The organism is Pseudomonas sp. FP2300 (assembly GCF_030687595.1).
In the GTDB taxonomy this organism is placed as follows: Bacteria; Pseudomonadota; Gammaproteobacteria; order Pseudomonadales; family Pseudomonadaceae; genus Aquipseudomonas; species Aquipseudomonas bijieensis.
Window position 1 is genome coordinate 663,849 of record NZ_CP117440.1, and the last position, 20,454, is coordinate 684,302.

The 20,454-nt window shown below is 61.5% G+C and carries 16 protein-coding genes and 1 riboswitch; of the genes, 13 read left to right on the forward strand and 3 right to left on the reverse strand.

Going from position 1 to position 20,454, the window contains the following annotated elements:
* Window positions 1–7: 7 nt before the first annotated feature.
* Window positions 8–1,447, reverse strand: a complete 1,440-nt coding sequence (locus PSH86_RS02830; protein WP_109752136.1) for a TolC family outer membrane protein — start codon at window positions 1,445–1,447, stop codon at window positions 8–10.
* A 154-nt stretch (window positions 1,448–1,601) separates the two neighbouring features.
* Window positions 1,602–1,707, forward strand: a riboswitch (TPP riboswitch).
* Between the two features lie 175 nt (window positions 1,708–1,882).
* Here PSH86_RS02830 and thiC point away from each other — a divergent pair.
* Complete coding sequence (thiC, locus tag PSH86_RS02835; protein WP_109752137.1) at window positions 1,883–3,772, forward strand: phosphomethylpyrimidine synthase ThiC; 1,890 nt, start codon at window positions 1,883–1,885, stop codon at window positions 3,770–3,772.
* A gap of 171 nt (window positions 3,773–3,943) precedes the next feature.
* Entirely contained in the window at window positions 3,944–5,236 is a 1,293-nt protein-coding gene (gene cytX / locus PSH86_RS02840; protein WP_305487700.1) for a putative hydroxymethylpyrimidine transporter CytX, read from the forward strand.
* Here the strand turns inward: cytX and PSH86_RS02845 are convergent.
* Complete coding sequence (locus tag PSH86_RS02845) at window positions 5,205–5,951, reverse strand: DUF3298 domain-containing protein (protein ID WP_109752139.1); 747 nt, start codon at window positions 5,949–5,951, stop codon at window positions 5,205–5,207. The genes cytX and PSH86_RS02845 overlap by 32 nt on opposite strands.
* Before the next feature lie 214 nt (window positions 5,952–6,165).
* Here PSH86_RS02845 and PSH86_RS02850 point away from each other — a divergent pair, with 214 nt between their 5' ends.
* From PSH86_RS02850 to PSH86_RS02895, 10 genes are all read left to right on the forward strand, one after another.
* Window positions 6,166–6,783, forward strand: coding sequence for an NUDIX domain-containing protein (locus PSH86_RS02850; RefSeq protein WP_109752140.1), 618 nt, complete (start codon window positions 6,166–6,168; stop codon window positions 6,781–6,783).
* Complete coding sequence (locus PSH86_RS02855) at window positions 6,774–7,226, forward strand: DUF1249 domain-containing protein (RefSeq protein WP_003186471.1); 453 nt, start codon at window positions 6,774–6,776, stop codon at window positions 7,224–7,226. Before PSH86_RS02850 ends, PSH86_RS02855 begins: the two co-directional genes overlap by 10 nt.
* A gap of 99 nt (window positions 7,227–7,325) precedes the next feature.
* Window positions 7,326–8,141, forward strand: a complete 816-nt coding sequence (cpdA, locus tag PSH86_RS02860; RefSeq protein ID WP_305487705.1) for a 3',5'-cyclic-AMP phosphodiesterase — start codon at window positions 7,326–7,328, stop codon at window positions 8,139–8,141.
* A 923-nt stretch (window positions 8,142–9,064) separates the two neighbouring features.
* Entirely contained in the window at window positions 9,065–9,421 is a 357-nt protein-coding gene (locus PSH86_RS02865) for a DUF6124 family protein (protein ID WP_305487708.1), read from the forward strand.
* Window positions 9,422–10,011: 590 nt separating this feature from the next.
* Window positions 10,012–10,620, forward strand: coding sequence for a YqiA/YcfP family alpha/beta fold hydrolase (locus PSH86_RS02870; RefSeq protein WP_116834033.1), 609 nt, complete (start codon window positions 10,012–10,014; stop codon window positions 10,618–10,620).
* Window positions 10,621–10,662: 42 nt separating this feature from the next.
* A complete protein-coding gene (parE, locus tag PSH86_RS02875; protein ID WP_116834034.1) occupies window positions 10,663–12,567 on the forward strand; it encodes a DNA topoisomerase IV subunit B in 1,905 nt (634 codons plus the stop codon).
* Window positions 12,567–13,553, forward strand: a complete 987-nt coding sequence (locus PSH86_RS02880; protein ID WP_305487713.1) for an esterase-like activity of phytase family protein — start codon at window positions 12,567–12,569, stop codon at window positions 13,551–13,553. Before parE ends, PSH86_RS02880 begins: the two co-directional genes overlap by 1 nt.
* The gene (locus PSH86_RS02885) at window positions 13,550–14,071 is read left to right on the forward strand and encodes a TIGR02281 family clan AA aspartic protease (RefSeq protein WP_109752147.1); all 522 of its coding nucleotides are present in this window, start codon (window positions 13,550–13,552) and stop codon (window positions 14,069–14,071) included. The genes PSH86_RS02880 and PSH86_RS02885 overlap by 4 nt, the downstream gene beginning before the upstream one ends.
* A gap of 10 nt (window positions 14,072–14,081) precedes the next feature.
* Window positions 14,082–16,346, forward strand: a complete 2,265-nt coding sequence (parC, locus tag PSH86_RS02890; protein WP_116834037.1) for a DNA topoisomerase IV subunit A — start codon at window positions 14,082–14,084, stop codon at window positions 16,344–16,346.
* A gap of 179 nt (window positions 16,347–16,525) precedes the next feature.
* Entirely contained in the window at window positions 16,526–17,230 is a 705-nt protein-coding gene (locus PSH86_RS02895) for a membrane integrity-associated transporter subunit PqiC (protein WP_163855565.1), read from the forward strand.
* Window positions 17,231–17,466: 236 nt separating this feature from the next.
* On the opposite strand, the gene PSH86_RS02900 is transcribed toward PSH86_RS02895, so the two are convergent.
* On the reverse strand, window positions 17,467–18,984 hold the full coding sequence (locus PSH86_RS02900) for an AhpA/YtjB family protein (protein ID WP_109752151.1): 1,518 nt from the start codon (window positions 18,982–18,984) through the stop codon (window positions 17,467–17,469).
* Between the two features lie 133 nt (window positions 18,985–19,117).
* On the opposite strand from PSH86_RS02900, the gene serB reads away from it, so the two are divergent.
* Window positions 19,118–20,332: a phosphoserine phosphatase SerB gene (gene serB, locus PSH86_RS02905; RefSeq protein ID WP_003197189.1), complete on the forward strand. Its 1,215-nt coding sequence runs from the start codon at window positions 19,118–19,120 to the stop codon at window positions 20,330–20,332.
* The last annotated feature ends 122 nt before the right edge of the window (window positions 20,333–20,454 follow it).

Sequence of the window (20,454 nt, forward strand, 5' to 3'; positions counted from 1 at the left end):
CAAGGGGTTACTGCGCCGGCCGCGAACGCAACTGCTCCGCTGCCGCCTTGGCCAGGTCCGGCGGCAGGAAGTCGCGGTCGGGGTTGTAGTCGGGCTTGAGGTAGCGTGACAGGTCCTGCAGGTCCGCCGGGCTCAACGTGCCGGCGGCCTGTTTGAGACGCAGGTTGTCGAGGATGTAGTCGTAGCGGGCATTGTTGTAGTTGCGCACCGAGGTATATAGCTGACGCTGGGCATCGAGCACATCGACGATGTTGCGCGTGCCGACCTGGTAGCCGATCTCCGTGGCTTCCACCGCGCTCTGGTTGGAGATGATCGACTGGCGTCGGGCCTGGACCTGCTCCACATCGGTGTTCACCGCGCGGTGCAGGTTACGGGTGTTCTCCACGACCTGGCGGCGCAGGGCTTCGCGTTGTTGCTCGGTCTGGGTGAGTTGCGAGTAGGACTCGCGCACCTGGGAGCTGGTCAGCCCACCACTGAAAATCGGAATGTTCAGTTGCAAGGCCAGCGTGCGCTGATCGACGTCGCCACTGTAGGCGCGGCCAAATGCGTTCGGGTTGCTGAAGCCCAGGGCGTCGTTGTCGCCTTTTTCGTATTTCGCAACGGCGTCCAGGGTTGGCGCGTGACCGGCCTTGCGCTGGCGCAAAGTATCTTCGGCGGCGGTGACGGCGTAGTTGCTGGCCAACAGATTAAGGTTCTGTCTGGCGGCGGTGTCGACCCAGGCCTTGGCATCGTTGGGCGTCGGCGGCAGGATCGGCAGGGTATGGACGATGCCCTGGAGCGAGTTGTACTGGCGGTTGGTCAGGGTGATCAGCGCTTCGAAGGCGTCCTCGACCTGGCGCTGGGCCAGGATCCGGTTGGCCCGGGCGGTGTCGTAGCTGGCCTGGGATTGCAGCACATCGGTCTTGTCCGACAGGCCCACGTCGAAGCGCTCGTTGGACTGGTCGAGCTGACGCTTGAACGCGGCTTCTTCGGCCTTGGTCGAGGCCAGGTTGTCCTGGCTGCGCAGCACATTGAAGTAGCTCTCGGCGCTTTGCAGGATCATGTTCTGTTCGGTGGCCGACAGTTGCAGCGACGCTTGTTCGTTCACCGACTTGGCCGCCTGGAACTGGAACCAGCGGTCGGCACGAAACAGCGGCTGGGAGAGTGTGGCCTGATACGAGCGGGCACTGCGGTTGGCGACCGCGGCAGGCTGGTCGATATCGGTGCGCACGTTGGCGACTTCGGCACCGCCGGACAGGTTTGGCAACAATCCGGCACGCGCCTGGGGTACCACTTCCTTCTGGGCGCCGTACTGGGCGCGGGCGGCGGCCAGGTCGGCGTTGTTGTCTACCGCTTCCTGGTACACGCTCACCAGATCGGTTTTGGTGGTGATGGGCGCTTCGGCAGCCCAGGCCATTCCATTGGACGCACAAGACACGGCTAGGGCCAGTGAGAGTTTGCGCAACATGAGGCGATCCCTATTTCACGGATGAGTGCGCACAAGAGGCGCGGCGTAGCGAGTGTAGTTGCGCGATGGCACGGCAACAATCCTGTATATGCGCCATTCATCACGCCTTTTGCCCTGGCGATGGCGTTCTCTGGTAGTTGTGTCTAGACTGGCCGGGTTCTTGTCGGGGTGCCTTGCTATGAGGCTGAGATCGAATAATTTCGGATCCCGTTGAACCTGATCAGGTTAACGCCTGCGTAGGGAACAAGATTTCTCGTCACCCGGCGAGTCCTCTTGTGCTTCGTCCGGGATGTTGTTCGACCATCGACTTTCGATTTTCGAGCATCCTCGAGCAGCAAGCACAGCGTCCGCACTCTCGTGCAGGGACGCGTCCATTCGCTACAGGTTCGCTCCGACAAAAATCCACTGCCTGGATGTGTGTCTGGAGAGCCCGTGATGACGACAAAAGCAAAAAACGCGACCAACCTCAGTGAATCGGCCCAGGTCGATGAGCAATCGGTCCAGCCCTTTACCCGCTCGCAAAAAATCTATGTCCAGGGCAGTCGCCCGGATATTCGCGTGCCCATGCGCGAAATCAGCCTCGACGTGACCCCCACCGACTTCGGCGGCGAAATCAACGCGCCGGTGGTGGTATATGACACTTCGGGCCCCTACACCGACCCGAACGTGATCATCGACGTGCGCAAGGGCCTGGCCGATGTGCGCTCGCCGTGGATCGAAGCCCGTGGCGACACCGAACGCCTGGCTGGCCTGAGTTCCAACTTCGGCCAGGAACGCCTGGCCGACCCCGAGCTGACCAAGCTGCGCTTCGCCCACGTGAACAACCCGCGCCGTGCCAAGCCGGGCGCCAACGTCAGCCAGATGCACTACGCGCGCAAAGGCATCATTACCGCCGAGATGGAATATGTCGCCATCCGCGAAAACATGAAGCTGGAAGTGGCCCGCGCCGCCGGCCTGCTGGACCAGCAACACGCCGGCCACAGCTTCGGCGCCAGCGTGCCGAAAGTCATCACCCCGGAATTCGTACGCGATGAAATCGCCCGCGGTCGCGCGATCATCCCGGCCAACATCAACCACACCGAACTGGAACCGATGATCATCGGCCGTAACTTCCTGGTGAAGATCAACGGCAACATCGGCAACAGTGCCCTGGGTTCGTCCATCGAAGAAGAAGTGGCGAAACTGACATGGGGTATTCGCTGGGGTTCGGACACGGTCATGGACCTGTCCACTGGCAAGCACATCCATGAAACCCGCGAATGGATCATCCGCAACTCGCCGGTGCCGATCGGCACCGTGCCGATCTACCAGGCCCTGGAAAAAGTCGGCGGCGTGGCCGAAGACCTGACCTGGGAGCTGTTCCGCGACACGCTGATCGAACAGGCCGAGCAGGGCGTCGACTACTTCACCATTCACGCCGGCGTGCTGCTGCGCTACGTGCCGATGACCGCCAAGCGCGTCACCGGTATCGTCAGCCGTGGTGGTTCGATCATGGCCAAGTGGTGCCTGGCGCACCACAAAGAGAACTTCCTCTACACCCACTTCGAAGACATCTGCGAAATCATGAAGGCCTACGACGTCAGCTTCTCGCTGGGCGATGGCCTGCGTCCGGGCTCGATTGCCGACGCCAACGACGAAGCGCAGTTCGGTGAGCTGGAAACCCTCGGCGAGCTGACCAAGATCGCCTGGAAGCATGATGTGCAGTGCATGATCGAAGGCCCGGGCCACGTGCCGATGCAGTTGATCAAGGAGAACATGGACAAGCAGCTCGAGTGCTGCGATGAAGCGCCGTTCTATACCCTCGGCCCACTGACCACCGACATCGCGCCGGGCTACGACCACATCACCTCCGGCATCGGTGCGGCGATGATCGGCTGGTTCGGTTGCGCGATGCTCTGCTACGTCACACCGAAGGAACACCTGGGCCTGCCGAACAAGGATGACGTCAAGACCGGGATCATCACCTACAAGATCGCCGCCCACGCGGCCGACCTTGCCAAAGGGCACCCGGGCGCGCAGATCCGCGACAATGCCTTGAGCAAGGCGCGTTTCGAGTTCCGCTGGGAAGACCAGTTCAACCTCGGCCTGGACCCGGACACCGCCCGTTCGTACCACGATGAAACCCTGCCGAAGGATTCGGCCAAGGTCGCGCATTTCTGCTCGATGTGCGGGCCGAAGTTCTGCTCGATGAAAATCACCCAGGAAGTACGCGAGTACGCGGCCAACCAGCGCATTGAAGCGGTGGATGTCGATGTCGCCCAGGGCTTGGCGGAACAGGCTGAGCGGTTCAAGAAGGAAGGTAGTCAGCTTTACAAGAAAGTGTGATGTGAGCTGTGGGCGGCGGTGTTTTCACCGCCGCCTTCGCGAGCAGGCTCGCTCCCACAATGGATCTCGGTCGTTCACCCATCTCGTGTTCGCCGCAAGTCCCCTGTGGGAGCGAGCCTGCTCGCGAAAGCGATCGATAGAACAACAAATATTCCTCTGAGATAACAACTCTTGAACATCCAACCCAGCACCTACTCCCCAGACACCGCCGTCCCCCTGGACAAACGCGTCTTCGGCGCTCGCGACCTGTTTTCCCTGTGGTTCTCCCTCGGCATCGGCCTGATGGTCTTGCAGGTCGGCGCCTTGCTCGCGCCGGGCCTGGGCCTGAGTGGTGCGCTGCTGGCGATTTTCCTCGGCACGCTGGTGGGCGTCCTGCTGCTGGCGGCCGTCGGGGTGATCGGCAGCGACACTGGCCTGTCGGCCATGGCCGCCCTCAAGCTCAGCCTTGGCGGCAAGGGCGCGAGCGTGCCGGCGGTGTTGAACCTGCTGCAGCTGATCGGCTGGGGTTCATTCGAAATCATTGTCATGCGTGACGCCGCCAGCCTGCTTGGCGCCCGGGCTTTCAGTGAAGGTAGCCTGGGGGCCAGTCCACTGCTGTGGACGCTGTTCTTTGGCGCCCTGGCGACCTTGCTCGCGGTCAGTGGACCGCTGACCTTCGTACGGAAGGTTTTGCGCAAGTGGGGTATCTGGCTGTTGCTGGCGGCATGCATCTGGCTGACCTGGAACCTGTTCGCCAAGGCTGACCTGGCCGCGCTGTGGGCCCAGGCGGGTGACGGCTCGATGCCGCTGGCGGTGGGGTTTGACATCGCCATTGCGATGCCGCTGTCGTGGCTGCCGCTGATCGCCGACTATTCGCGCTTCGGTAAACGCGCCAAGAATGTCTTCGGCGGTACCGCGCTGGGGTTCTTCATCGGTAATTTCTGGCTGATGAGCCTGGGCGTGGCCTACACCCTGGCGTTTGCGCCAAGCGGCGAAGTCAATGCGCTGCTGCTGGCCCTGGCGGGCGCCGGGTTGGGGATTCCACTGCTTTTGATTTTGCTGGATGAGTCGGAAAATGCCTTCGCTGACATTCACTCGGCGGCGGTGTCCAGTGGCATGCTGTCGGGGCTGAAAGTCGAACACCTGGCCTTGGCGATTGGCGTCATCTGCACCTTGATCGCCTGCTTCGCGCCGTTGGCGCAATACCAGAACTTCCTGTTGCTGATCGGCTCGGTGTTCGCACCGCTGTTCGGCGTGGTGCTGGTGGACCACTTCATCCTGCGCAAACGCCGTAGCCAGGTGCTGTCAGCCGCGTTGCGCTGGCCGGCACTGTTGGCCTGGCTGGGCGGGGTGAGCACTTATCACCTACTGGCGAACTTCTATCCGGACATCGGCGCAACCCTGCCGTCGCTGATCCTGGCAGGGTTGCTGCAGCTGTTGCTGGGCCGGGCCTTCAGCTACGGCCAGGAAACAGCTCGGGCTTGAGAATGCCATTGAGGCGCGGGTAAGCGATCTTCAATTCGATGTGGCCCAGGGCGTAGGGCGCAATGGTGCTCACTTCGTACTTGAGGATCACACCGCCGTAGGTCAGCGCCACGTGTGGGGTTTTCTGGAAGGACCACTGTTTCAGGAAATCGGGTTCCTGATCCAGCTTGGTGCTGATCAGCCAACTGTTGTGAGCGACCTGCGCGGCTTTCCAGAAGGCTTCTTCCTGGCCCGGCAGCAGCATGTCCGACAGGGTCAGCACCTTGTGTTGCTGGCGCGAATAGTTGATGAAGCCGCGCCCCGGCGTGCCGTGGGCGCCGCCGGTGTCCAGGTAGCTGGACAGTTCGATGATCACCAGGCCGTCATGTTGCTCACGTACCTTGGCTTGCAAATAGCTGCTGTTACGCGGTGCGGCGCTGCGCAAAAACTGCTCGCGATAGGCGGCCAGCGTCGGTGCCACGGGGGCGCCCGGGGTGGTGCGGGTCAGTTCCAACAGGCGTTTTTCGATAATGCCGTCCAGGACCGGTTCGGTGGGGAAGTGCAAGGTGTCGATGTTTACCAATGGGCAGTCGGCGCTGGCGCAACCTTGTTGCAGTTGTTCCGAGGCATCGCGGGTGGTTTCCAGCGGGGCGCGGTAGTTGGGTTGGAACAGGCTTTGGCAAGCGCCCAGGGTCAGGGCAATGGCGGCCACGGAGGCAGTTTTGAAAAGCGACATGGGCGTCCTTCATGGAACAGGGAAAGGCGAAAAGTTACCCGCTTCGACTGCCAGCAGGACAATCAGTTCGCCACTAAGCTCATTAGAGTTCTTTCACCTTCTGCCGTCCATCCCGATGAGTGGAAAGGGGCTGCATCAAAGGGTACGGGCGCGTTAGGATGGCGCGAAGCCGAGGTTGGAACCTCGTATTGATTCACTGCACACGAGGATTGTCATGACCGACTTCGCCAACGCCGCACCCAGCACCGTGGACATCGTCAAGCGTGAAACCTGCTTCAAGGGTTTCTACAAGCTCGATCGCCTCGTCCTGCGCCACGAGTTGTTTGCCGGTGGCATGAGCCGTGAAATCAACCGTGAACTGTTCGTACGCCATGACGCGGTGTGCGTGTTGCCCTACGACCCGCAGCGCGATGAAGTGGTGTTGATCGAACAGTTTCGCGTGGGCGCCATAGGCAAGACGACCAACCCTTGGCTGGTTGAACTGGTGGCCGGCCTGATCGACAAGGACGAGCAACCGGAAGAAGTTGCTCATCGTGAGGCGCAGGAGGAAGCTGGGCTTGTCTTCGCTGCGCTCTGGCCGATGACCAAGTATTTTCCATCGCCGGGCGGCAGTGATGAATTCGTACATTTGTACCTGGGGCGTTGCGACAGCACGGGGGCCGGAGGCCTGCATGGCCTGGAGGAGGAAGCTGAAGACATTCGGGTGAAGGTCTGGGCTTTCGAAGATGCCTTGCAGGCGGTGCGCGACGGACGTATCTGCAACGCGGCCAGCATCATTGCCTTGCAATGGCTGGCCTTGAATCGCGATGAAGTGAGGGGGCTATGGTCCTGAACAAGCTGCGCGATCGTTATCGCGTCGATCTGGTGGGGCTGCAGGCCGCCTGCGAGGCCAACTACGCCCGCCTGATGCGCCTGTTGCCGGACATGCGCAACGACCCGGCGCCACGGCGCATCGCCGTGACCCACGGCGACCAGATGCTCGGCGTGCTGGCCCTCGAGGTATTGCAGACCTGTCCCTACACCACCACCTTGCAGGTGCGCCAGGAACACAGCCTGCCCTGGTTGCCGGTGCCGCAACTGGAAGTGCAGGTCTATCACGATGCGCGCATGGCCGAAGTCGTGAGCGCTGAACATGCACGACGCTTTCGTGGCATCTATCCTTACCCCAATGCGTCAATGCACCAGCCGGACGAAAAAGCCCAGTTGAATCTGTTTTTGGGTGAATGGCTGAGTCATTGCCTGGCGTTGGGTCACGAGTTCGAAGTCGTTCGGTAGTTGTGAACCGGTTCCGGTTCGCGGGTTTCCCCTTTCGATCGTCCCCCAGCATAATTGCGGCTTCATGCAACGGCGTGATTGCGCCTGGGAGAGAGCGATTTGCCGAGCGTATCCAGCCTGACCACTGCCGATGCGGCGTTGTTGGTCCAACTGTCCGATAGCCATTTGTTCGCCGAGGCCGATGCTTCGTTGCTGGGCATGAACACCCGTGACAGTTTGCGGGCGGTCATTGACCTGGTGCTCAAGCAGCAGCCCGACATCGACCTGATGCTTGCCACTGGGGATTTGTCCCAGGACGGGACGCTGGAATCCTATGAAGCGTTTCGGCAGTTGAGTGGACTAATCGAGGCTCCGGCGCGCTGGATTCCCGGTAACCATGATGAGCCGCAGGTGATGCTCGAGGCGGCGGTCAAGAGCACGTTGCTCGATCCGGTGGTGGACATTGGCAATTGGCGGGTGACGATGCTCGATTCTGCCGTGCCAGGTTCGGTGCCGGGGTTTTTGGCCGAGGAGCAGTTGATTCTGTTGGCCAATGCCTTGAGTGAGGCGCCGGAGCGGCATCATCTGGTGTGTCTGCATCATCATCCTGTTTCGATTGGGTGTGTGTGGATGGAGCCGATTGGGTTGCGTAATCCGGAGGCGTTGTTTGCGGTGTTGGATCGGTTTCCTCAGGTGCGTGCTGTGCTGTGGGGGCATGTGCATCAGGAGGTTGATCGGGTGCGGGAGGGGGTTCGTTTGTTGGCTTCGCCTTCGACCTGTATTCAGTTTGAGCCGGGGAGTGAGGATTTTGCGGTGGGCTCGCAGGCGCCGGGGTATCGGTGGTTGCGGCTTTGGCCGGATGGGCGGTTGGAGACGGGGGTTGAGCGGGTGGTTGGTTTTGAGTTCACTCCGGATTACGAGTCCAATGGGTATTGAGGACGAGGCGGCCTTGCAGCCGGCCTGGATTTTGTTGACCGGGTACATATCCGTTGCTGCGGTAACGGCCACTTATGGTTCCGCTCTTACAGCGGGTCACTTTCGAAAAGCCCGGAAGCCGGCCCAGTCGAAAGTAACCAAAGCGCTCCTGCCCCACCACTCGGTGCCTCGCCTAGGCTCGGCATGCCCTCACTCCGGCATTGCTCCGTGGGCCCGCCGCGAAGGGCCATCCATGGCCCAGCGCGGCTATCCCGGCATCCATGCCGGGATGCCCACTACGCAATACCTGCGTTCGGCCAGCGTGGTTAACGGGGCGCCGAGATCAACGTCCACCGCGAGGCGGCCTGATAGCCGGCCTGGCTCTTGTGGGGTGTACACCCATCAGACTTGTTTGAGCTGGACCTGTGGGAGCAAAGCTTGCTCGCGAAGGCGGCGGTACATTCAGCATTGATGCAGGCAGACCCACCGCTTTCGCGAGCAAGCTCAGCTCCCACAGGGATCGGCGATGGACACTGATCTTATAAACGACCAAAAACCTGTGTGGGAGCGAGCTTGCTCGCGATAGCGTCCTGACAGCCGACCAGGGTTGTGGGAATGGTCGGACAAACTTCCTGACTCAAGCAGATTTTTCCGACGAACTCTGGCGGTTGCCGGGTGGGAAGGGCTGTCGCTAGTCTTTTCCCGTCGCTGCAAATTCAGCGGCCGGGCCTGGAAACCCGATGAGTAAAAGGCATATCAGCGAGCCCCGTGAGATACTGCGGCGCTTTTGAGCGTTCAGTTCTGCGTTATGGCGGCTGTGCGCGGGAGACTTTCGAGTCTGCCGGGTTTGCCTTTTACCTCGGTTTTCCAGCCCGTGCATAGCTGCCACCTTCTCGCCTGGAAAACGGGAGATGGCGGTTCCACTACGTAAAAGGAACTACATCATGTTCAAAGCCACGCCCAATCCCCCTGAAACCGATTCCTCATCAGCCCACGCCGGGCTCGATCCCCAAAAACTCGATGAAGCCGCCAAGCGCGCCATCGACCATTACCTCGACCCCAAGCCCCAACCCAAGAAGAAACAACCCTCAAGCCAATTGTTCTCCGTCGCGGAGAGCGCAGACACCGAAACCCTCCTAGCCAACCTCAGCGAAACCCTGGCCTCCGCCAACGCCATGCTCGGCAACTTGACCTTCGACCTGGAAGGCTCGCGTCGGCATTTCGCCCTGGGAGTCCAGCAGATGATCGAGCTCAGTGAGCTATTGGCGAACCGGGCGTTGGACATCGTCGATCCGCGCTAGCGTCGAGCACGAGCATTGTGTGGGGGCACTTGGGGGTGTCATTCCACATTGATGTTGGCTGATCCGACGCATTCGCGAGCAAGCCCGCTCCCACAGGAGAAATGCGGTCCCACCAAGAACCAGGTCGGCTATAAGGCCGCCTCGCGGTGGACGTTGATCTCGGCGCCCCGTTAACCACGATGGCCGAACGCAGGCATTGTGGAGTGGGCATCCCGGCATGGATGCCGGGATAGCCGCGCTGGGCCATGGATGGCCCTTCGCGGCGGGCCCACGGAGCAATGCCGGAGTGAGGGCATGCCGAGCCTAAGCGAGGCACCGAGTGGTGGGGCATAAGCGCTTTGGTTACTTTCGCGCTTTTCGAAAGTGACTCGCCGTAAGGGCGAAACCATAAGTAGCCGTTACCGCGAAAATGGATATGTACTCAGTCAAAAACATCCCGGCCGGCTGTCAGGCCGCCATCGCGAGCAAGCTTTGCCCCCACAGGCACCGTGATCAACTGATCATCGGCAACAACAAGACAGTCAAATCCCCCAAACCCCCACAAACTCCCTGTAAACTCCGGCCTTTGCCCAACACCCAGGGAGTCGGCAATGTCGGGTTCAATCCTCTATATCCATGGCTTCAACAGCGCCCCAGCATCGACCAAGGCCTGTCAGTTGACCGAGGTGATGGCCCGCCTCGGCCTGAGCGACCAATTACAGGTGCCCGCCTTGCACCACCACCCCCGCCAGGCCATCGGTCAGCTGGAGCAGGCGATTACACAACTGGGACGGCCGCTGCTGGTCGGCAGCTCGCTCGGCGGCTACTATGCGACTCACTTGGCCGAGCGCCACGGCCTCAAGGCCCTGTTGATCAACCCTGCCGTCAGCCCCCATCGGATGTTTGACGGTTACCTGGGCACGCAGAAGAATTTGTACACCGACGAAACCTGGGAATTGACCCACGACCACGTCACGGCCTTGGCCGAACTGGAAGTGCCGGCGCCCCGGGATCCGCAGCGGTTTCAGGTATGGTTGCAAACCGGTGACGAAACGCTGGATTATCGCCACGCCCAGCAGTATTACCGCGCCTGTGCCTTGCGCATCCAGGCCGGCGGCGACCACAGTTTCCAAGGGTTTGCCCAGCAGTTGCCGGCGCTGTTGAGTTTTGCCGGCATTGGCGCCGATTTGTACCAGGCGATCGACTTCACGTCGCTGTGAGCCCATCGCCCCTTTTTCATTGAACACTGACGACGAGACCCCATGGCCACTCCCAGCGCTAGCTCCTATAACGCAGACGCCATCGAAGTCCTCTCGGGCCTCGACCCGGTGCGCAAGCGCCCCGGCATGTACACCGACACCAGTCGGCCGAACCACCTCGCCCAGGAAGTCATCGACAACAGTGTCGACGAAGCCTTGGCCGGGCATGCGAAGTCGGTGCAGGTCATCCTGCACGCCGATCACTCGCTGGAAGTCAGCGATGACGGTCGCGGCATGCCGGTGGACATTCACCCTGAAGAGGGTGTTTCGGGCGTCGAGCTGATCCTCACCAAGCTCCACGCCGGCGGCAAGTTTTCCAACAAGAACTACCAGTTCTCCGGCGGTCTGCACGGGGTGGGTATTTCTGTGGTCAACGCCTTGTCGACTCAGGTGCGGGTGCGGGTCAAGCGTGATGGCAACGAATACCAGATGACCTTCGCCGACGGCTACAAGGCCACCGAGCTGGAAGTGGTCGGCACCGTCGGCAAGCGCAACACCGGGACCAGCGTGTATTTCGCTCCGGATCCGAAGTATTTCGATTCACCGAAGTTTTCCGTCAGCCGCCTCAAGCACGTGCTCAAGGCCAAGGCGGTGTTGTGTCCGGGGCTGTTGGTCAGTTTCGAGGACAAGGCCAGCGGAGAGAAAGTCGAGTGGCATTACGAAGACGGCCTGCGTTCTTATCTGGTGGACGCGGTCAACGATTTCGAACGCCTGCCCAACGAGCCGTTCTGCGGCAGCCTGGCCGGTAACAAGGAAGCGGTGGACTGGGCGCTGTTGTGGCTGCCTGAAGGTGGCGAAAGCGTCCAGGAAAGCTACGTCAACCTGATCCCCACGGCCCAGGGCGGCACCCATGTCAACGGGTTGCGCCAGGGTTTGCTCGATGCCATGCGCGAGTTCTGCGAGTTCCGCAACCTGCTGCCCCGTGGTGTGAAGCTGGCGCCGGAAGACGTCTGGGAACGCATCGCCTTTGTCCTGTCGATGAAGATGCAGGAACCGCAGTTTTCCGGCCAGACCAAGGAGCGCCTGTCGTCCCGCGAAGCGGCGGCGTTTGTTTCCGGTGTGGTCAAGGACGCGTTCAGCCTGTGGCTCAACGCCAACCCGGAAACCGGTTTGGCCCTGGCGGAACTGGCGATCAACAACGCCGGCCGTCGCCTCAAGGCCAGCAAGAAGGTCGAGCGCAAGCGCATCACCCAAGGGCCGGCGTTGCCGGGCAAGCTCGCCGATTGCGCCGGGCAGGACCCGATGCGTTCCGAGCTGTTCCTGGTGGAAGGTGACTCCGCCGGTGGTTCGGCCAAGCAGGCGCGGGACAAAGAGTTCCAGGCGATACTGCCTCTGCGGGGCAAGATCCTCAACACCTGGGAAGTGGACGGCAGCGAAGTGCTGGCCAGCCAGGAAGTGCATAACATCGCAGTGGCCATCGGTGTCGATCCGGGCGCCGAGGACATGAGCCAGCTACGCTACGGCAAGATCTGCATCCTCGCCGACGCCGACTCCGACGGCCTGCACATCGCCACGTTGCTCTGCGCCTTGTTCGTCCAGCATTTTCGCCCACTGGTGGATGCCGGCCACGTCTACGTCGCAATGCCGCCGCTGTATCGGATCGACCTGGGCAAGGAAATCTACTACGCCCTGGACGAAGCCGAGCGTGACGGCATCCTCGATCGTCTGGTGGCCGAGAAGAAACGTGGCAAGCCGCAGGTCACCCGATTCAAAGGCTTGGGCGAAATGAACCCGCCGCAACTGCGCGAAACCACCATGGATCCGAACACTCGCCGCCTGGTGCAGTTGACCCTGGATGATTTCGAAGCGACTTCGGAAATGATGGACATGTTGCTGGCGAAGAAGCGCGCCGGTGATCGCAAGTCCTGGCTCGAATCCAAAGGGGACCTGGCCGAGGTGCTGGCCTGATGCGCAACGGTTTCGCCCTGGCGTTATTGCTGTGGGCGGGGGTTGTGGTCGCAGGACCGGCGCCGGAACTGAAGTTGCTGTCCGAGCACGTCGTCGAGGGCATGCGCGGTGGCAATCTGTCCGGGCTGGCCCTGTGCGGCAGTGAAATGTGGACGGTGTCTGATCGCGACGATGATCGGATCTACCGCCTCACACCCTCCGAGGCACCAGTCTGGCCGGCGCAAGTGGTCGATATCGAGGTGCCTGAGGTGCCGGACAGCGGTTTTCCCTGGGGCTTGAAATCCCGCACCTGGGCGGCGTCGTTCCTGCGCGGTGGCGAGCTGGATTTCGAAGGCATCAGCTGCGACAGTGCTGGCAATCGCTATGTGGTCAGTGAGTCCCATGCCGCGGTGTTGCAGGTGCCGCCATCGGGACCTGCGTCGTGGTTGAAAATCGCCCCGACGCTGATCCGCCAGGCCCGTGCCAGTGGCATGTTGCTGCATTTCAATGCCCTGTTCGAAGGCCTGGCGATCAACCCGGCTGGCAATCAATTGTGGCTGGCGGCCGAGCGCGAAAGTCGCGGCCTGTTGCTGATCAAGCGCAAGCAGACGGTGTGGGACTGCGATGGCAATTGTGTATTGCTGAGCGAAGCGGGGCTGGAGATGCAGCCAGCGCAGTTCCCCAAGGCCAAGGCGGTTCCGCGTGATTTCGCCGATCTGTCACTGTTCAATGGCAAGCTGTTTACCTTGGAGCGCAACGCCTTTCAGATCTGCCGGCGTGACTCGCAGACCGCCCAAGTGGAGCGCTGCTGGTCGTTCGCCGCCGAGGCGTTGCTGGATAATCGTCGTTACGCGCAGGCCTATGGCCTGGCCGAAGCGCTGGTAGTGGACGCCGAGGGCGCCTGGATCGGCCTGGACAACAACGATGGTGCTCGCGCCGACGGCGAAACGCGGCCGATCATCTGGCGCTTTGCCGCGCCGGACGGTGGTTGGGGCGCCTCGCCATGAGTCAGCAGCCGCCGGGCAAGCGTGCTGGCCGGGTGTTGATGATATTGGCCTGGTGCGCGGCGCTGTTTCTGGCGACGCGGTTTTTTGCCCAATGGGAACAGCGCCAGCAAAACCCCAATACCCAGGTGTACTCGCAAAGAGGTGAAGGTTTTATCGAGGTGAAGCTGGTCGGCAATCAACAGGGGCATTTCGTCGCCAGCGGCCAGATCAACGGTCAGCCGGTGGACTTCATGCTCGACACCGGAGCCACTGACGTGGCGATTCCGATGGAGTTGGCCGAGCGCCTCAAGCTGGAAAAGGGTTTCGGCGTGACCTTGAGCACCGCCAACGGTGTGAGCGAGGGCTACCGTACCCGCGTCGACCGGCTGCAATTGGGCGACATCGTCTTGCGCGATGTCCGTGCCCTGGTGGCGCCAGGCCTGGGTGGCACGCAAGTGCTGCTGGGCATGAGCGCCCTGAACAAACTTGAATTTACCCAGCGCGACGGCACCATGCTGCTGCGCCAGACAACGAACTGATGAGGCCCGCATGAGCGACATTCTTGCAGACAGCTTAGACGGCGTAGAACGCCGATCGCTGGCTGACTTCACCGAAAGTGCCTACCTCAATTACTCCATGTACGTGATCATGGACCGCGCCTTGCCGCACATTGGCGACGGTCTGAAGCCGGTCCAGCGGCGGATCATCTATGCCATGAGTGAGCTGGGGCTGGATGCCGATTCCAAGCACAAGAAATCGGCGCGGACCGTCGGTGACGTGCTCGGTAAGTTCCACCCCCACGGCGACTCGGCCTGCTATGAAGCCATGGTGCTGATGGCCCAGCCGTTCAGCTATCGCTACACGCTGGTGGACGGGCAGGGTAACTGGGGTGCGCCGGACGATCCCAAGTCCTTCGCTGCCATGCGTTACACCGAGGCGCGGCTGTCGCGTTATTCCGAGGTTCTGCTCAGCGAACTGGGCCAAGGTACGGCGGACTGGGGCCCGAACTTTGACGGCACCCTTGAAGAACCCCTCGTATTGCCTGCACGTTTGCCGAATATTCTCCTCAATGGCACCACCGGCATTGCCGTGGGCATGGCCACTGACGTACCTCCCCACAACCTGCGGGAAGTGGCCACGGCCTGCGTGCGTCTGCTGGATGAACCGAAAGCCACGGTGGAACAACTCTGCGAACACATCCAGGGCCCGGATTACCCGACCGAAGCGGAAATCATCACGCCGCGCGCCGACCTGCTGAAAATCTACGAGACCGGTCGCGGTTCGGTGCGCATGCGCGCCGTGTACCACATCGAAGACGGCGACATCATCGTCACGGCATTGCCGCACCAAGTCTCCGGGGCGAAGGTCTTGGAGCAAATCGCGGCGATGATGCAGGCAAAACCGTCGAAAGCTCCACAAGTCGCCGATTTGCGCGATGAGTCCGACCACGAAAACCCCTGCCGCATCGTGATCATTCCGGTCAACAGCCGGGTCGACCACGACGCGCTGATGCAGCACCTGTTCGCCAGCACTGATCTTGAGTCCAGCTACCGGGTCAACATCAACATCATCGGCCTGGACGGCAAACCGCAGTTGAAGAACCTGCGGGCATTGCTGGTCGAATGGCTGGAGTTCCGGGTCAAGACCGTGCGTCGGCGCCTGCAGTTCCGCCTGGACAAGGTCGAGCGCCGCCTGCATCTGTTGGACGGTTTGCTGATTGCCTACCTGAATCTGGATGAAGTGATCCACATCATCCGCACCGAGGAGCACCCCAAGGCCAGCCTGATCGAGCGCTTTGCCCTGAGCGAAATCCAGGCCGACTACATCCTCGACACCCGCCTGCGGCAATTGGCGCGGTTGGAAGAGATGAAGCTGCGCGCCGAGCAGGATGAACTGCTCAAGGAGCAAGCCAAGTTGCAAGCCTTGTTGGGCAGCGAAGCCAAACTCAAGAAGCTGGTGCGCACTGAACTGCTCAAGGACGCCGAGACTTATGGTGATGATCGTCGTTCGCCAATCGTTGAGCGCGCCGAAGCCAAGGCATTGAGTGAGCACGACCTGCTACCGAACGAGAAAGTGACCGTCGTACTGTCGGAAAAAGGCTGGGTGCGCTCGGCCAAGGGTCATGATATTGACGCTACCGGGCTTTCCTACAAGGCTGGGGACGGTTTCAAGGCGCTGGCGGCCGGGCGTTCCAACCAGTTTGCGGTGTTCGTCGATTCTACCGGGCGCAGCTATTCGGTGCCGGCCCACACCCTGCCATCGGCTCGCGGCCAGGGCGAACCGCTGACCGGTCGTTTAACGCCCCCGCCGGGTGCAACTTTTGAATGCGTGCTGATGCCTGATGATGATGGGCTGTACGTTATTGCATCGGACGCGGGTTATGGGTTCGTGGTCAAGGGTGAAGACCTGCAAGCCAAGAACAAGGCGGGCAAGGCGTTGTTGAGCCTGCCGAACAACGCCAAGGTCATTGCCCCGAGGGCGGTCAGCGATCGAGAGAACAATTGGCTGGCTTCGGTAACGACCGAAGGTCGCTTGCTGGTGTTCAAAATCAGCGACTTGCCTCAGTTGGGTAAAGGCAAGGGCAACAAGATCATCGGTATTTCCGGCGAACGGGTGGCCAGTCGCGAGGAATATGTCACGGATATTGCAGTGTTACCGGAAGGCGCCACGCTTGTGCTACAGGCTGGAAAACGTACGCTTTCGTTGAAAGCAGACGATCTTGAACATTACAAAGGTGAGCGCGGGCGGCGAGGCAACAAGCTTCCAAGAGGTTTCCAGCGGGTGGATGCACTGCTCGTCGAAAACCTCAATTAGGCGTGCTAGAGGGCTCGGTCTGCGATTAAAAGCCGCAGATCGATGCTTTGGCGCTGGAGTCGCGGCGCATATTCACGGATGATAGGCCCTTTCAAGCGCCGGCGTGGCCGAGCGTTCTTCATAATGACCGAGTATTTTTTCACTGTGGCAAGCCTTGTGGCTGCCACCTGGACGGAACGATGACTGCTCTGCGCCTTCCTATTTTGTGGCTCGCCGGCCTGCTTGGCCTGGCGGGTTGCAGCATGAACCAGCCGGTGTCGCTGTACCAACTCGACAGCGGAACCCCGGCCCAGCCTGCGCAAAGCACAGGCATGGCAGTATTGCTGGGGCCGGTCCTGATCGCCGATTACCTGCAACGCGAAACCTTATTGCAACGCCAACCGGACGGTAGCCTGCAGGCCGCCACCGACGGACGCTGGGCTGGCAGCCTGTCTTCCGACATCGATCAATTGCTGTTGCGTCAGGTCGCCGGGCACCTGGACAGCCAGCGTGTGGTACTGGCGCCTGCGACCCAGGGCTTCACCCCGGATGTGCAGGTGCTGCTGTCGATTACTCGCCTGGACTCGGGTAAAGCGCAACCGGCAGTGCTCGATGCCCAATGGCGGTTGATCGACCGTCGTGGCAAGGTGCGTGAGAACCGCATCGTTCATCTGCAAGAGCAACATGCCGGCACCACCGCCGCGCAGGTCCAGGCTCAAGGCGTGCTCCTGCAACGCCTGGCCGAACAACTGTCTGTATCGCTCAAGCCCCTGGCCAACCAGCCGCCTGTCGCCGAAGTGCCACGCAAGCCCACTCCAGCCCCAGCCAAGCCGGTGGAAAAGGAAAAGGACAAGATTCCCATGGCCTTGCCGATTCGTACGGACATGGAAGTGTTCAGGTTCTGACGCCAGGCCTGGATGCAAAGCGAAGCCCGCATTGATGCGGGCTTTGTTGTTTCTGCGGGTTGGTTCTTCAGTGTCTGTACCGGCCTCATCGCGAGCAGGCTCGCTCCCACAGGGGAGCTCTGCAAGCCACAGACCCAATGTGGGAGCGAGCCTGCTCGCGATGGCGGCGCTGAAGACAACAAAAAGCCCGCAGACAATCACTCATCTGCGGGCTTCGTTACTTCAAGTACCGGGACTCAGGCCTGGCGCTCATGCATCCGCGCCAGTTGCCGCTCCAGCAACGATGGATAAGGCTCCATCAAGCGCTCCACGCAGCACGCGCCTTCGGGGCTGGCGATGGGGCGGATGCGGGCGCGCTGGCGGATCAGGGCGTCGTCGTTGATCTTGCGTTCCACCAGCAGCAGGTTGCGGCTGTGTTGCGACAACGCCAGGGCGTCCTGGGCGGTTTCGGTCAGCAGCAGGTCGATCTGGCTCAGGCCGAACAGACCATCGCCCAAGGTCAGGCCCAATTGCAGTTGCAAGGTGATGCCGCTGTCGGCGACTTCGATCTGCAACTGGTGGCCCAAGGCGCGCAGCAACTCACCGCAGCAAATGGCGTTGGTCAGGTAGTCGTCGCCGCTGTCTTCGGTGTGGAACAGCATCAGCGTGCTGCCGTCGTTCAGGGTGTGCAGTTCACCCTGATAAAGCGAGGCGGCCTGGTCGAGGCAGTCGCGGTAGCGTTCGAGCAGTTCCTTCAGGCGGGCCTGGGGCAAGCGGCGCAGTTGGTCCTGGGCGCCCAGTTGCACGGCCAGCACGGCACTGTGCTGGGGCAGGTTCGAGGCAGCGGGCCTGGCGAGCGGTTGAGGTGCGCCATCGACTGATTCGTCACGCAGGTCGGCGAAGGCGTCATCGTCTTCCTCATCCTCCACCGTGCGCACCACGTGGCGTGGCGCCGGTTTGGAGGCGGGCATCGGCTGGCTTTCATCAAAGCCCGGGTCGCGCAGGTTACGCACTTCGAAGCCCGGCTCAGTGTCCTCGTCGTCCACGTAGTCGATGTCTTCAGGTTCCGGCAAGGGCTCGGGTTCCGGCGCGAAGCTGGCGTGCAGTTGCCGGGCCAGGTCGCCGATTTCATCCTGGCGCTGGGTGGCAGGGGTGTGTTCGTCGATGTCCCGCAGCCAGACGCGCAATTGCAACAGCGGCGTGGAGATGTGCCGCCCCAGGCGCAGACTCAAGGCCAAAGCCAGGGCCAGCAGTATCGCGCTGAGGATGCCCATGCTTTGCAGGCTGATGGTCATCGGTTGCTGGAACTGGTCCATGTCCAGGCTGATGCGCAGTTGTCCGGCGGTCACGTCCTGGAAGGTGATCTTGCTCTGGTACATGCCGCCGGACTCACCCAGCAGGCCCGGCTTGGGCCGTTGGCCGGCCTCGGCGAGGATGCGGTTGTCCACGCTGTAGATGGCGGCGTGGGCCACCAGTTTGTTCTTGGTCAGGTTGTTGAGCAGCACGTTGAGGCTGAGGATGTCGTTGGACACCAGCAGCTCGGTGGCGGACGTGGCGGTCTGGGTGGTCAGGCTTTCACCCAGGGCATCGGCCTGCTCGTGCATCGCCTGCTTGAATTGCAAGCCCATCACGCAGGCATAGATAACCAGGGCCAGGGCGACCAGGATCACGTTATGGCTGGCAATGCGCAATGCAATCGGTACACGACGGTGACGCAGTGCACGGAAGATCAGCAGGAAGAAGTTGTCGGTTTTGACTGGCGTGGGCCGGTTCACTGAGCTCGGCTCTTTGTCCGTGAAATTGACGCGCAGTATAGCGACAGCCCCATGACCGGCAAAGCACTGGCGGTGCCCGATGGTCACTGAATGTGGGTAGAATGCGGTTTTTTTCCACCTGCGGGGGTGCGCCTTGCGCGAAATCGTCCTGATAAACATCACTGGCAGCGACCGTCCGGGTCTGACTGCGGCCATTACCGGCGTTCTGGCCCAGGGTGGTGTGAACATTCTCGACATCGGTCAGGCGGTGATCCACGACACGCTGTCGTTCGGCATCCTGGTTGAAATTCCGGACGCCGAACAAGGCAAGTCGGTGCTCAAGGACATCCTGTTCACCGCCTACAAGCTCGACCAACAGGTGCGCTTCACCCCGGTGTCCGAGGACGATTACCGGCATTGGGTGGCCGGCCAGGGCAAGAAGCGCCACATCGTTACCCTGCTGACCCGCAAGGTCACTGCCGAACAATTGCAGCGCGTCAGCTCGATCACCGCCAAATATGACCTGAACATCGACCATATCGACCGACTGTCCGGGCGCATGCCGCTGGACACCCCGGACGACAAGGGCAAGGGTTGCATTGAGTTTTCCGTGCGTGGCGAGCCGGCTGACCCCCAGGCGTTGCGTGCCGAGTTCCTCAGCGTGGCCCAGGAACTGAACGTCGACATCGCCTTCCAGGAAGATTCGCTGTTCCGTCGTAACCGCCGCCTGGCGGTGTTCGACATGGATTCGACGCTGATCGAGGCCGAAGTCATCGATGAACTGGCCAAGGCGGCCGGCGTCGGCGACAAGGTTTCGGCCATCACCGAACGAGCCATGGCCGGCGAGCTGGACTTCCGCGCCAGCTTCAAGGAGCGCCTGGCGCTGCTCAAGGGGCTGGACGTCAGTGTGCTGGATTCCATCGGCGCTTCCCTGCGCCTGACCGAAGGTGCCGAGACCCTGTTCGCTGAACTCAAGCGCCTGGGTTACAAGACCGCCATCCTGTCCGGCGGCTTCACCTACTTCGCCAAGCAATTGCAGGCCAAGCTCGGTATCGACTACGTATTCGCCAACGAATTGGAAGTGGTGGATGGCAAGGTGACCGGCGTGGCCGTGGAGCCGATCGTCGATGCCCAGCGCAAGGCGGACCTGCTGCGAGAGCTGGCTGAAAAGGAAGGCTTGCGCCTGGAGCAGACCATCGCCGTGGGAGACGGCGCCAACGACTTGCCGATGCTGGCGATCGCCGGCCTGGGCGTGGCGTTCCGCGCCAAGCCGCTGGTCAAGCAGTCGGCCAGGCAGGCGATTTCAACCCTGGGGCTGGATGGGGTGTTGTACCTGTTGGGTTTCAGGGATCGTGACGGGCAGCTCTAAGTAACATGCTTTGAGCAATACGCCGACTCTGGGGAGGCACGCACTTTGTGGCGAGGGAGCTTGCTCCCGCTGGCCTGCGCAGCAGGCCCAAGGCGGCCAACCTGACACTCCTCGGTCTCAGG